Origin of the sequence: Paracoccus sp. Arc7-R13, from assembly GCF_004010775.1 — a bacterium.
GTDB lineage: Bacteria > Pseudomonadota > Alphaproteobacteria > Rhodobacterales > Rhodobacteraceae > Paracoccus > Paracoccus marcusii.
This window is the reverse complement of sequence record NZ_CP034813.1, coordinates 114,259-126,270: the sequence shown is the minus strand read 5'-3', so window position 1 is coordinate 126,270 and position 12,012 is coordinate 114,259. Positions and strand designations below refer to the sequence as shown.

Sequence of the window (12,012 nt, the reverse complement as noted above, 5' to 3'; positions counted from 1 at the left end):
CATGGGCGCGTGATTTTTTCATTGCCGGAAAACGGCTTTCATGAAATTATTTTCTGTGGTGTTACAGACGGAAGGGGCGTGATTCCGATGCAGCAGCCGGTGCGCAAGCGGGGACGACCAAGAGGCGGCAAGGCCGATCAGCCCGCCGCCAGCATCCAGGCCCTGGACCGCGGGCTGGACGTGCTGGAGGCCCTGGCCGCGCATGAGGGGATCACCCTGACCGGCCTGTCCACGCATCTGGACCAGTCCCCCGCCACCATGCACCGCGTCCTGGCCACCCTGGAACACCGTCGCTATGTCGAGAACAATCCCGACCGGCAGGAGTGGTTCATCGGCCCCGAGGCGTTCCGCCTTGGTTCGGCCTTCCTGCGGCGCACGAACATCGTCGAACGCAGCCGTGCGGTGATGCGCGACCTGATGGCCCTGACCGGAGAGACGGCGAACCTGGGCATCGAACGCGACGGCGACGTGCTGTTCGTCAGCCAGGTCGAGACGCATCAGACGATCCGCGCGTTTTTCCCGCCCGGCACCCGGTCTCCGCTGCACGCATCTGGGATCGGCAAGGCGCTGCTGGCGGCGTTCGATCAGACGCGGCTGGCAGTGTTCCTGCGCGACGCGACCTTCACCCGGTTCACGGACAAGACCATCGCCGACGCGGACGCGCTGCAGGCCGACATCGCCCTGATCCGCCATCGCGGCTTTGCCTTCGACGATGAGGAGCGCACCTTGGGGATGCGCTGTGTCGCGGCCTCCATCGTGAACAGCTATGGCGAGGCGGTGGCCGGGGTGTCGGTGTCGGGCCCCACGAACCGCATGACCGATGCCGCCGTCGACCGCATCGGCGGCATGGTCGCCACCGCGGCGGAACGGATTTCGGCCGGTCTGGGATCGGGCCGGGGCGGGCGGTGACCGCCTTTTGCCGGGCGTGGAACGGGTGGGCGAATCCCGTTGACAGCTCCGGGGCCTCTGCGCCACAAGGGCGCCGCTACGGTTCCGGCCTGCATGCCGGATCAAAAGGGAACGCCGGTGCCAATCCGGGGCTGCCCCCGCAACTGTAAGCGGAGAGCGATGGCCGATCATGCCACTGGAGCGATCCGGGAAGGCCGGCCAAGGCATCGACCCGCAAGCCAGGAGACCTGCCGCAGCACTCACCCATTTCCGGCGCGGGGCGTGCCAGGAAAGCGGCTGATCCGCAGTGGTGACAGTCACCGTCCTGCCGCGACCCACCGGGTCCGTGTGCCGGACATTTCTGTTTGCCGCAGGCCGTGCCTGCCTTGAAAGGTCCGTGCCGATGCGCCGTCCGATCTGTCTTCTGGCGACGCTTGTCGCCCTTCCCGTGACCGCCGCCGCGCAAGGTGCGGCACCAGGGGAACCCATCCTGCTGGACGAGATCGTGCTGACCGCCGGCATCACGCCCGTGGCCCAGGACGGCTATGCCCGCGCCCACACCGTCCTGACCGCGACCGAGATCGAGGATCGCGGCATCGCCACCGTCCAGGACGCCCTGCGCGCGCTACCCGGCGTGTCGGTCAGCGGCAGCGGCGCCAGCATCGCACAGGTCCGCATCCGCGGCGCCGAGGCGAACCACACCCTGATCCTTATCGACGGCATCGAGGCGGCGGGGGGCGAGGACGAATACGTGCTGACCGGGCTGGAGACCACCGACATCGACCGGATCGAGGTGCTGCGCGGGCCGCAATCGGTGTTCTATGGATCGAACGCCTCGGCGGGGGTGATCAACATCATCACGCGCGACGCGCCCCAGGGCCTGTCCTATGGCGGCTCGGTCGAGGCCGGGAACGGCGGGGCGGCCTTGGTCCATGTCAGCCGTCGTGGGGAGCGGGGCGGGCTGCGGCTGTCGCTGTCGGCGCGCGACGATCTGGGCTATGACCAGTCGGGCGATGGCGGCGGCAAGGACGGGATCAACCGCAAGACCGCCGTCCTGTCCGGCGACGTCCTGGCCACGGACGACCTGCGCCTTGGGGTGGCGCTGCGCCAGTCCACCGAGGATTACGGCTTCGACGCCGAGAACTTTGCCGCGACCGATGCCGAAAGCTATCTGGTCGATGCCGACCTGTTCGGCCGCCGCGACGAGTTTCAGGGCGGGGTCTGGGCGGAATATACTGCGTTGGACGGCCGCCTGGTCCAGCGCCTGGACTATCAGCACAGCATCACCCGGCAGAGCCAGGACAACAGCCCGTTCCGGCGCGGCCAGACCGAAAAGCTGAAATACCGCGCCAGCCTGGGGTTGGACGGATCGGCCGCCGATGCCTCGCAGCTGCTGAACCTCTTGGCGGAACATCAGCGCGACAGCAACTCGACTGCGCCGGGGCAGTCCCGGGAGATGTCGTCGGTCGCGCTGGAATACCGCGCGATGCTGGCCAGCGGACTGGATGTCCAGGCCGGGCTGCGCCACGACGCGAACCGCGTCTTTGCCGATTTCACCAGCTGGAACCTGGGTCTGTCCTGGCAGATGCCCGACCGTCCGTTCCGCCTGCACGCATCCGCCGGGACGGGGCTGGTGAACCCGTCCTATTTCGAGCTGTATGCCGATGCCGGCTTCTTCGGCACCGTCTATCAGGGCAATCCCGACCTGCGCCCGGAAAAGAACAGCGGCTTTGATCTGGGGGTCGAGGCGCAGCTGCCGGACGGTCGTGGGACCATCGACGTCACCTATTTCAACGAGACGCTGGAGGACGAGATCACCGACTATCTTGTCGGCATCGAGGATGGCGTGGCGTTCTATTCCTATCGCAACCAGTCCGGCGAAAGCCCCCGCCAAGGGGTCGAGGTCGCGGCCCGCATTCTGGCGACCGACAGTCTGACCCTGGGGGCCAGCTATACCTATCTGGACGCGGAAAATCCCGATGGCAGCGTCAAGACCCGCCGCCCCCGGCACGAGGCTGGCCTGAGCGCGACACTGTCGGTCCTGGACGGGCGCGGGTCGGTCACGGGCGATCTGCGCCATGTGGCAGGCACCTTCGACACCCAGTTCTGGGGCGGGTTCGAGACGCGCGAACTGCCGTCCTATACCGTGGTCAACCTTGCCGCGGGCTATGACCTGACGCCGAACGTGCGGGCGACGGCGCGGGTGGTGAACCTGTTCGACCGCGACTATTCGGATGTCTGGGGCTTTGCGAACCAGGGGCGGACCGGCACCATCGGCCTGCAGGCGCGCTGGTGATCCGCGGGCTGATCGGGCTGGCGCTGATGGCCGCCCCCGCATGGGCCGATGCGCCCGTGCGGGTGGTGTCGATCAACCTGTGCACCGATCAGCTGGCGATGCTGGTGGCGGCGCCGGGACAGCTGGCCTCGGTCAGCTATCTGGCGCAGGACCCGGTCTCTTCGGCCATGGCGCGCGAGGCCGCGGCCTATCCCACCAACCGCGGCCAGGCCGAGGACATCCTGGCCCTGCAGCCCGACTTGGTGCTGGCGGGCACCTATTCCTCTCCGGCGACGCTGGACATGCTGGACAGGCTGGGCCTGCGCGTGGCGACCTTCGACATGGGGACGGACCTGGACAGCATCCGCACTAACCTGCGCCTGATGGGCGACGTGCTGAGCCGACGGGACAACGCCGACCGCATCGTGGCGCAGTTCGACCGCGACCTGGCGGCACTGCAGGCTGACCCGCGCCCCGACCGCCGGGCGGCGCTGTATGGGGCGAACGGCTACAGCTCGGGTCAGGACAGCCTGGCCGGGGCGATCCTGGCGGCGGCGGGCCTGACGAACGTGGCGACGGAACTGGGCCTGTCGCAGGGCGGCTTCGTGCCGCTGGAGGATCTGACGCTGGCCGATCCCGACCTGATCGTGACCGGCCAGCGTCAGCCCCGTGCCTCGCGCGCCGAGGAGGTGATGGACCATCCTGTCCTGCACGCCATCACGCCGGGGCGGCAGGTCGTCACTGCGCCCGACCGGGACTGGGCCTGTGGCACGCCGCATGTCCTGCGCGCCGTGGCACAGTTGCGCCAGGTCGCGCCATGAGGCTGACGGCCGCGCTTGGCGCGCTTGTGGGCATGTTGTTCGTGACATCGCTGCTGATCGGGACCAGCTGGCAGCCGCCCGGGCCCGCGCTGGCGGCGCTGTTCGGGCGGGGCGATCCGCTGCTGGTCCTGGTCATGCAGGAACTGCGCCTGCCGCGCGCCATCCTGGGCGCGGCGGTGGGCGCATCGCATGGGCTGGCGGGGGCCGCGATGCAGGGCTTTCTGCGCAATCCCCTGGCCGAACCGGGGCTGATCGGCACCTCGGGCACGGCGGCGCTTGGGGCGGTGCTGGCGATCCAGACCGGGCTGGCCGCGGCCTTCCCCCTGGGCCTGCCGCTGGCAGCGCTGGCGGGGGCGGCGCTGTCGGTCGGGCTGGTCATGGGGCTGGCGGGCCCGCGCGGCGGCGCGCTGGCGCTGATCCTGGCGGGGATCGCCATATCGGCCCTGGCCGGGGCCGCGACGTCGCTGGTCCTGAACCTGTCGCCCAACCCCTTTGCCGCCAACGAGATCGTCTTCTGGATGATGGGGTCGCTGGTCGACCGCTCCATGCTGCATGTCCGCATCGCTGTGCCGGTGATGATCGCGGGCGCGGTGATCCTGTGGCCCGCCGCCCGTGCCCTGCGCGCCCTCAGCCTGGGAGAGGACGCCGCCGCCAGCATGGGCGTCAACCTGCGCGCGCTGCGGCTGCGGCTGGTGCTGGGCACGGCGGCGCTGGTCGGCGGGGCCACGGCGGTGGCGGGCACCGTGGGCTTCGTCGGGCTGGTCGTGCCGCATCTGCTGCGCCGCGCGGTGGGCGGTGATCCGGGGCGGCTGCTGGGGGCATCGGCGCTTGGCGGGGCGGCGATGGTGCTGGCGGCCGACATCGCGGTGCGGGTGATCCTTCCGGGGCGCGACCTCAAGCTGGGCGTCCTGACCGCCCTGATCGGCGCGCCCTTCTTCCTGCAGCTGATCCTGCGGCTGAGGGCGCGGGCATGACCCTGATGCGGCTGTACGGCCTGTCCCTGTCGCGCGGCGCGGTGCCGGTGCTGGACCGGATCGACCTCGACGTGGGGCCGGGCGAGTTCGTGGGCCTGCTGGGCCCGAACGGCGCGGGCAAGACGACGCTGCTGCGCGCGGCCTTGGGCCTGTTGCCGGTGACGGGGCGGTCATCGCTGGCGGCGCTGGCCCCCGATGCACGGGCGCGCCAGGCGGCCTATCTGCCGCAGGGCCGTGACATCGCTTGGCCGATGCCGGTGGAGGCGGTCGTGGCCCTGGGCCGCATCGCCCATCCCGATGCCGCCGCGCCGCGCGACCACCCTGCGGTCCACGACGCGCTGCGGGCCCTGAGCCTGACTGCCTTTCGCCACCGCGATGCGACAAACCTGTCGGGCGGCGAACAGGCTCGCGTGCTGATCGCCCGCGCGCTGGCGCAGGACACCCCCCTGCTGATCGCGGACGAGCCCATCGCCGGGCTGGACCCCGCCGCCGCCATCGGCGTCATGGACCTGTTCGCGGGACTTGCGCGGCAGGGGCGGGGGGTGGTCGCGTCGCTGCACGACCTGGGGCTGGCCGCGCGGCACTGCACGCGGCTGCTGGTGCTGGACGGGGGCCGCATCGTGGCCGACGGACCGCCCGCCGCCGTGCTGACCCCCGACCTGCTGGCGCGGGTCTTCGGCATCGCCGCGCATCTGGCGGACGGTCCGGACGGTCCGATTTTTCAGCCGCTGCGGGTCACCCCGCGCGCCTAGGCGCGAAAGCGGCCGCGGCATCTGGACCCCGCACCCCGTTCCGGGTCATGGTCCGCGGCAGGGTACAGGGTCAGCGGGCAAGGGGTGCGGATGTCGTCCAGGTTAAGGTGGTTCATCGTCAGGATCTCCCAGAAGATCTGGGTGGTCGCGGCGCTTTACACGGTGATGGGCATCGGCACGGCCTTCGTCGCGCCGCTGATCGGGCCCATGCTGCCCGACGGATTGGGCGACAAGCTGGGCTCGGGCGCGGTCGAGGCGGTGCTGTCGGTCCTGGCCAGCTCGATGCTGTCGGTGGTCACCTTCTCGCTTGGGATCATGGTGTCGGCCTTCACGGCGGCATCCGGGTCGGTCACGCCGCGGGCGACGCAGCTGCTGAAATCGGACCGCACCACGCAGCGCGTCCTATCGACCTTCCTGGGGTCGTTCCTGTTCAGCCTGATCGGCATCATCGCGCTGAACGCGGGCTTTTATTCCGACAATGACCGGCTGGTGCTGTTCGTGGCCACGATCCTGGTCGTGGTCATCATCGTCATCGCGATCCTGCGCTGGATCGCGCACCTGACCGTCTTCGGGCTGATGGACGATTCCATCCGCAAGGTCGAGGAGGCCGCCCGCAGCGCGCTGGACCACCGGCTGGACACGCCCTTCCTGGGCGGTCACAAGGGGTCGGGCCCGCCGCCCGGCGCCCGTGCCGTCCATCACGACCAGATCGGCTATCTGGTCCATGTCGACATGCCGGCGCTGCAGGCGATGGCCGACGACGCGGGCGTGGACATCCACCTGGCGGCCCTGCCGGGCAGGTTCCTGCATCCCGGCCTCCCGGCCCTGTGGATCGCGCGCCAGACCGCGTCCGACCAGCAACCCGATGACGAGGCCCTGTGCAAGGCGCTGACCGTCGCGGAAAGCCGCACCTATGACCAGGACCCGCGGTTCGGCCTGACCGTCCTGACAGAGATCGCCGAACGCGCCCTCTCGCCCGCCGTCAACGACCCGGGCACCGCGATCGACATCCTGGGCCGGTCGGTCCGCCTGCTGTCCGCCTGCGCCGACGCGCGCGAGATCGCGCTGGACTTTCCGCGGGTCTGGGTGCCCGCCTTGGCGGTCGAGGATCTGCTGGACGACGTCTTCCCGCCCATCGCGCGCGGCGGTTCGGCCATCTTCGCGGTGCAGATGCGGTTGCAGAAATCGCTGCTGGCGCTGGCGCAGATCGCCCCGGACCGGTTCGCGGCCTCTGCCCGGCGCCACTCGGCCGAGGCGATGGCGCGATGCCGCGACCAGATGTTGCCGTCGGAACGCGAACGCCTGAACGCGGTCGTCGAGGCCATCCAGACGGTGGGCTAGACCTGGTCCCAGTCCAGCACGATCTTGCCGCTCTGGCCGGCCTTCATGGTGCGGAAGCCCTGTTCGAATTCGGCCATCGGCAGATCGTGGGTGATGACGGCGCTGACGTCCAAGCCGTTCTCCAGCATGGCCAGCATCTTGTACCAGGTCTCGAAGATCTCGCGGCCATAGATGCCCTTGATGACCAGCGACTTGAACACGATGCGGTTCCAGTCGACCAGCGTGGGCGCGGCGGGAATGCCCAGCATGGCGATGCGCCCGCCCATCACCATCGCGCCGACCATCTGGTCGAAGGCCGCGGCATTTCCCGACATTTCCAAGCCCACGTCGAACCCCTGGCGCATGCCAAGGCGGGCGCAGACCGACGGCAGGTCCTCGGAGGCGACGTTGACCGGGACCACGTCGGCCACCCGCGCCGCAAGGTCCAGCCGCGTCTGGTTCACGTCGGTGATGACCACGTGACGCGCGCCGACATGGCGCGCGACCGCGGCGGCCATGATGCCGATGGGCCCTGCGCCGGTGACCAGCACGTCCTCTCCGATCAGCGGAAAGCTGAGCGCGGTGTGCACGGCATTGCCGAGCGGGTCCAGGATCGCGCCGATGCGGTCGGACACGCCGTCGGGCAGCGGCACCACGTTGAAGGCGGGCAGCGCCAGGTATTCGGCAAAGGCGCCGGGGACATTGACGCCGATGCCGCGGGTTTCGGGGTCCAGGTGGAACTGGCCCGACCGGCTCTGGCGGCTGGTATGGCCGATCAGGTGGCCCTCTCCGGAACAGCGCTGGCCCAGGGTCAGGCCGGTGACGTCGCGGCCCAGTTCGACGATCTTTCCGGCGAATTCGTGGCCGATGATCATGGGCGCGGGGACGGTGCGGGCGGCCCATTCATCCCAGTTCCAGATATGCACGTCCGTCCCGCAGATGCCTGTCTTGCGCACCCGGATCAGGACATCCGACGGGCCGATCTGGGGCACGGGGCGGTCCTGCAGGGCCAGCCCCTCTCCGGGGCCGGTCTTGACCAGCGCCTTCATCGGATCGCCCCGGTTTCGCGGCCTGCGTCGACAAAGGCCTGCAGCGCGGTGTCCAGGTCGGCCATGTCGATGGCGGCGTTCATCTGGGTGCGGATGCGGGCCTGACCGCGCGGCACGACCGGAAAGAAGAACCCCGCCACATAGACGCCGCGCCGTTCCAGCGCGGCTGCCATGGCCTGCGCCAAGGGGGCCTCGGACAGCATGACGGGCACGATGGGGTGCTGGCCGGGCAGCAGCGCGAACCCCGCATCGGTCAGGCCCTTGCGCCAATGCGCGGTCTTGCGCGCAAGATCCGCGCGCAGGTCGTCGGCATCCTCGACCAGATCGATCGCGGCCAGCCCCGCGGCCACGATCGACGGCGGCAGCGCGTTCGAGAACAGATAGGGCCGCGCCCGCTGGCGCAGCAGGTCGATGACCGGCTGCGGCCCGGCGATGTATCCGCCAAGCGCGCCGCCAAGCGCCTTGCCAAGCGTCCCTGTCAGCAGGTCGACCCGCGCGCCCAGGTGCTGCGGCGTGCCCGCCCCCTTTGGCCCCATGATGCCCACCGCGTGACAGTCGTCGACCATCACCAGCGCGCCATAGCGGTCGGCCAGATCGCGGATCGCGGGCAGGGGCGCCAGGTGGCCGTCCATCGAAAACACGCCGTCCGTGGCGATCATGATGAAACGCGCCCCGCCGTCCCGCGCCTCGCGCAGGCGGGATTCCAGCTGGTCCATGTCGCCGTTGGCATAGCGATAGCGGCGCGCCTTGCACAGACGGATGCCGTCGATGATCGACGCATGGTTCAGCGCGTCCGAAATGACCGCGTCCTCCGGGCCCAGCAGCGGTTCGAACAGCGCGCCGTTGGCGTCGAAACAGGACGCGAACAGGATCGCGTCGTCATGGCCCAGCCACCCGGCCAGGCGCTGTTCCAGCTGGCGGTGCAGGTCCTGCGTCCCGCAGATGAACCGCACGGATGCCATGCCAAAGCCGTGGCTGTCCATTGCCGCGACCGCCGCCGCGCGCAGGGCGGGATGGTTGGCCAGCCCCAGATAGTTGTTGGCGCACAGGTTGATCGTGGGCGCCCCCGCCACCGCGACGCGGCTGCCCTGGGGGCCGGTGATCAGGCGTTCGCGCTTGGTCAACCCTTCCTGGCCGATCTGGTCCAACTGCTGGCTGACGCTGTCCAGAAACGCGCTTGCATCCGTCATGTGGTCAGTACCTCCGTTTTAACGGAGGCTAGGGCCTTTGCCTCCGCCGGGCAAGATAAAAGAAATCCGTCCGTGATGACGGATCAACTGTCCCGCACGATCATCAGCACGCGGGCGGCGGCATCGCCCGCCGTGACGCTGTGCGGGCGGTCGGCGGCATAGTTCGCGGCGTCGTTCTGCGCCAGGGCCGCCCGTTCGTCGCCCGAGGTGATGGTGACCGCGCCCTCCAGCACCACAACATCCTCGCGGCAGCCGGTGCGATGGGGCGCGGACTCCAGCGCGGCGCCGGGGCCAAGGCGGATCTCGTAGATCTCGTGCTCTCCGACGGTTTGCGGCGCGCTGAGGATGCGGATCACTACGTCGCGCCCCCGGTCGGCGATGACCGGCGCGGCGGCGGCCTGCACCACGCGGATGTCGCTTTCGGCCCGCGCCTCCCACAGGCCGGCGAAATCGACCTGCAGGGCCTGGGTCAGGTTCCACAGGGTCGCGACGGTCGGGCTGGATTCGGCGCGTTCGATCTGGCTGACCATCGACCGGCTGACGCCCGACAGCCGCGCCACCGCGTCCAGGCTGAGGCCCTTGGCGCGGCGCGCCTCCTTGAGGCGGGCGGCAAGGCGCTGGACGATGTCGGTGTTCTGGTTCATGGGGCCTTCGGTCCGTCAGGCAAGCGCGATGGGTCGCTGTTCCTCGATCGCCTCCATCGCGAAATGCGACGTGACGGTGTGCAGTTCGATGCCCGAGATCAGGCGTTGATAGAACAGGTCATAGCGTCCCATGTCCTGCGTCACCACCTTGAGCATATAGTCGTATTCGCCGCCGATGCGGAAAAAGTCGATCACCTCGGGAATGGCCGACACATGCTTGCGGAACATCGCCAGCCAGTCGGCGGAATGGTGGCGGGTCTTGATCATCACGAACACGACCAGCCCCATGCCCAGCCTGTCGCGGTCCAGCGTCACGGTCCGGTTGCGGATCACGCCCGCCTTGTCCAGCGCCTGCATCCGCCGCCAGCAGGCGTTCTGCGACAGCCCGACCCGCTCCGCCACCACGCGCTGCGAGATCGCGCTGTCGCGTTGCAGCTCCTCAAGGATGCGCCTGTCGATGCGGTCCACGCCGTTCCCCCGGTTCATGGGTCATATGACCCAATATCGCCTTCGGAATGCAAGAAACAAGGAATGAAATCGCGCTGTCGCGGGAATAGTCATTGCGAAACGCAGGCCGGATCGGGGTTTTCATGGCACAGTTGGACGAGTTTCGGGCGACATTGACGGCCGGCGACGCCGTCGCGGGCCTGCGGGCGGGGCTGATCGGTGATGACGTCGTGATCGACGGGCCCTTCGGTCCGGTGCCGATGATCTATGCCGATTACGTGGCCTCGGGCCGCGCGCTGCGCCAGGTCGAGGAGTTCGTGCTGACCCGCGTGCTGCCCTATTACGCCAACACCCACACGCAGGCGTCCTTTGTCGGCGCCTACTGTTCAGGGCTGAGGGAGGCGGCGCGCTCTTGTGTGGCGGGGATGGTCGGCGCGGGGCCGGGATACAGCACGATCTTTGCCGGGTCGGGGTCGACCGCAGGCCTGAACCGGCTGGTGGGCCTTCTGGACATCGCGGGCATCACGGCGCGCGGTGGCCGCGCCGTGGTGGTCATCGGCCCCTATGAGCATCATTCCAACATCCTTCCCTGGCGCGAAAGCGGTGCCGTGGTCATCGAGATCCCCGAGGCTGCGACCGGCGGGCCCGACCTGCCCGCGCTGGACGCGGTGCTGGCGGATCAGGCAGGGGCCGATCTGCTGGTGGGCAGCTTTTCGGCGGCCTCGAACGTGACCGGGATCCTGACCGACACGGATGCGGTGACCCGCATCCTGCGCGCGCATGGCGCGGTGGCGATCTGGGATTATGGCGCCGCCGCGCGCTATGTCCCGATGTCGATGCAGGCGGGAACGGATGCGGCCAAGGACGCCATCGTGTTCTCTCCGCACAAGTTTCCGGGCGGGCCGGGGGCATCGGGGGTGCTGGTCGTCCGCGACGCGATCGCGCGCCGGGCGACGCCGACGCTGCCGGGCGGCGGAACGGTCAGCTTCGTGTCGCCCTGGGGGCATGCCTATGCGTCCTCGCTGTCGGCGCGCGAGGAGGGGGGCACGCCCAATGTCATCGGCGACATCCGCGTGGCCTTGGCCATGATTGCAAGAGAGGTCTTGGGTCAAAATGTCATCACCACCCGCGGGCGCGTCCTGCGCGACAGGGCGCTGGCCGCGTGGCGCGGCAACCCGGCCATCCAGGTGATGGCCCCCGATGCGCCGGGCGACAGCCTGCCGATCCTGTCCTTCCGCATCCACGACGGGCGGGGCGGGCTGGTCCATCACCAGCTGTTCACGCGCATGCTATCCGACATCCATGGCGTGCAGGCCCGCGGCGGCTGCGCCTGCGCGGGCAGCTATGCCCACCGACTGCTGGGGATCGACCGGGTGCAGTCGGACGCCCTGTCCGCCCGCATCGCGCAGGGAGAGGACATCCAGAAGCCGGGCTGGGTGCGGCTGAACTTCTCGGTGCTGCTGGACGATGCCAAGGCCGACCGGATCATCGATGCGGTCGATGACCTCGCGCGGAACGCCGCGCGGTGGGCCGGGCTGTATCAGGTCGACCCCGCGACCTCGCGGTTCACCCTGCGGCCCGACGCGGCACTGGCCCGCATCGCATAGGCGGGGTGCAACCAGGCCGCATCTGTGTTTCGATGGCAATGCATC

11 protein-coding genes and 1 riboswitch are annotated in these 12,012 nt (G+C 69.5%); of the genes, 7 read left to right on the top strand and 4 right to left on the bottom strand.

The window, feature by feature from the left end:
• The first annotated feature begins 87 nt into the window (after positions 1 to 87).
• From bhcR to EOJ32_RS18345, 6 genes are all read left to right on the top strand, one after another.
• A complete protein-coding gene (gene bhcR / locus EOJ32_RS18370; RefSeq protein ID WP_127899846.1) occupies positions 88 to 909 on the top strand; it encodes an HTH-type transcriptional regulator BhcR in 822 nt (273 codons plus the stop codon).
• A 62-nt stretch (positions 910 to 971) separates the two neighbouring features.
• A riboswitch (cobalamin riboswitch) is annotated at positions 972 to 1,159 on the top strand.
• Between the two features lie 132 nt (positions 1,160 to 1,291).
• Positions 1,292 to 3,184 carry a TonB-dependent siderophore receptor gene (locus tag EOJ32_RS18365; RefSeq protein ID WP_127899791.1) on the top strand — a complete coding sequence of 631 codons (1,893 nt, stop codon included), beginning with the start codon at positions 1,292 to 1,294 and terminating at the stop codon, positions 3,182 to 3,184.
• On the top strand, positions 3,181 to 3,984 hold the full coding sequence (locus EOJ32_RS18360) for an ABC transporter substrate-binding protein (RefSeq protein WP_240542592.1): 804 nt from the start codon (positions 3,181 to 3,183) through the stop codon (positions 3,982 to 3,984). The genes EOJ32_RS18365 and EOJ32_RS18360 overlap by 4 nt, the downstream gene beginning before the upstream one ends.
• Positions 3,981 to 4,958, top strand: a complete 978-nt coding sequence (locus EOJ32_RS18355; RefSeq protein WP_127899790.1) for an iron ABC transporter permease — start codon at positions 3,981 to 3,983, stop codon at positions 4,956 to 4,958. The genes EOJ32_RS18360 and EOJ32_RS18355 overlap by 4 nt, the downstream gene beginning before the upstream one ends.
• Positions 4,955 to 5,710 (top strand): ABC transporter ATP-binding protein, encoded by a 756-nt coding sequence (locus EOJ32_RS18350; protein WP_127899789.1) that lies wholly within the window; start codon positions 4,955 to 4,957, stop codon positions 5,708 to 5,710. Before EOJ32_RS18355 ends, EOJ32_RS18350 begins: the two co-directional genes overlap by 4 nt.
• A gap of 90 nt (positions 5,711 to 5,800) precedes the next feature.
• Complete coding sequence (locus tag EOJ32_RS18345) at positions 5,801 to 7,051, top strand: DUF2254 domain-containing protein (protein ID WP_127899788.1); 1,251 nt, start codon at positions 5,801 to 5,803, stop codon at positions 7,049 to 7,051.
• On the opposite strand, the gene tdh is transcribed toward EOJ32_RS18345, so the two are convergent.
• The 4 genes from tdh to EOJ32_RS18325 form a co-directional block, all read right to left on the bottom strand.
• Positions 7,048 to 8,079, bottom strand: coding sequence for an L-threonine 3-dehydrogenase (gene tdh, locus EOJ32_RS18340; RefSeq protein WP_127899787.1), 1,032 nt, complete (start codon positions 8,077 to 8,079; stop codon positions 7,048 to 7,050). The genes EOJ32_RS18345 and tdh overlap by 4 nt on opposite strands.
• Complete coding sequence (locus EOJ32_RS18335; protein WP_127899786.1) at positions 8,076 to 9,269, bottom strand: glycine C-acetyltransferase; 1,194 nt, start codon at positions 9,267 to 9,269, stop codon at positions 8,076 to 8,078. Before EOJ32_RS18335 ends, tdh begins: the two co-directional genes overlap by 4 nt.
• A gap of 83 nt (positions 9,270 to 9,352) precedes the next feature.
• On the bottom strand, positions 9,353 to 9,913 hold the full coding sequence (locus tag EOJ32_RS18330) for a helix-turn-helix domain-containing protein (protein ID WP_045982090.1): 561 nt from the start codon (positions 9,911 to 9,913) through the stop codon (positions 9,353 to 9,355).
• A gap of 15 nt (positions 9,914 to 9,928) precedes the next feature.
• The gene (locus EOJ32_RS18325; protein WP_045982091.1) at positions 9,929 to 10,399 is read right to left on the bottom strand and encodes an Lrp/AsnC family transcriptional regulator; all 471 of its coding nucleotides are present in this window, start codon (positions 10,397 to 10,399) and stop codon (positions 9,929 to 9,931) included.
• A 104-nt stretch (positions 10,400 to 10,503) separates the two neighbouring features.
• Between EOJ32_RS18325 and EOJ32_RS18320 the strand changes: the two genes are divergently transcribed.
• Positions 10,504 to 11,967 (top strand): aminotransferase class V-fold PLP-dependent enzyme, encoded by a 1,464-nt coding sequence (locus EOJ32_RS18320; RefSeq protein WP_127899785.1) that lies wholly within the window; start codon positions 10,504 to 10,506, stop codon positions 11,965 to 11,967.
• Positions 11,968 to 12,012 lie beyond the last annotated feature (45 nt).

Bases quoted from the DNA above. Each gene is read 5' to 3' on its own strand.
- bhcR (WP_127899846.1), top strand. From the start codon at position 88: ATGCAGCAGCCGGTGCGCAAGCGGGGACGACCAAGAGGCGGCAAGGCC.
- EOJ32_RS18365 (WP_127899791.1), top strand. From the start codon at position 1,292: ATGCGCCGTCCGATCTGTCTTCTGGCGACGCTTGTCGCCCTTCCCGTG.
- EOJ32_RS18355 (WP_127899790.1), top strand. From the start codon at position 3,981: ATGAGGCTGACGGCCGCGCTTGGCGCGCTTGTGGGCATGTTGTTCGTG.
- EOJ32_RS18350 (WP_127899789.1), top strand. From the start codon at position 4,955: ATGACCCTGATGCGGCTGTACGGCCTGTCCCTGTCGCGCGGCGCGGTG.
- EOJ32_RS18345 (WP_127899788.1), top strand. From the start codon at position 5,801: ATGTCGTCCAGGTTAAGGTGGTTCATCGTCAGGATCTCCCAGAAGATC.
- tdh (WP_127899787.1), bottom strand. From the start codon at position 8,079: ATGAAGGCGCTGGTCAAGACCGGCCCCGGAGAGGGGCTGGCCCTGCAG.
- EOJ32_RS18335 (WP_127899786.1), bottom strand. From the start codon at position 9,269: ATGACGGATGCAAGCGCGTTTCTGGACAGCGTCAGCCAGCAGTTGGAC.
- EOJ32_RS18330 (WP_045982090.1), bottom strand. From the start codon at position 9,913: ATGAACCAGAACACCGACATCGTCCAGCGCCTTGCCGCCCGCCTCAAG.
- EOJ32_RS18325 (WP_045982091.1), bottom strand. From the start codon at position 10,399: ATGAACCGGGGGAACGGCGTGGACCGCATCGACAGGCGCATCCTTGAG.
- EOJ32_RS18320 (WP_127899785.1), top strand. From the start codon at position 10,504: ATGGCACAGTTGGACGAGTTTCGGGCGACATTGACGGCCGGCGACGCC.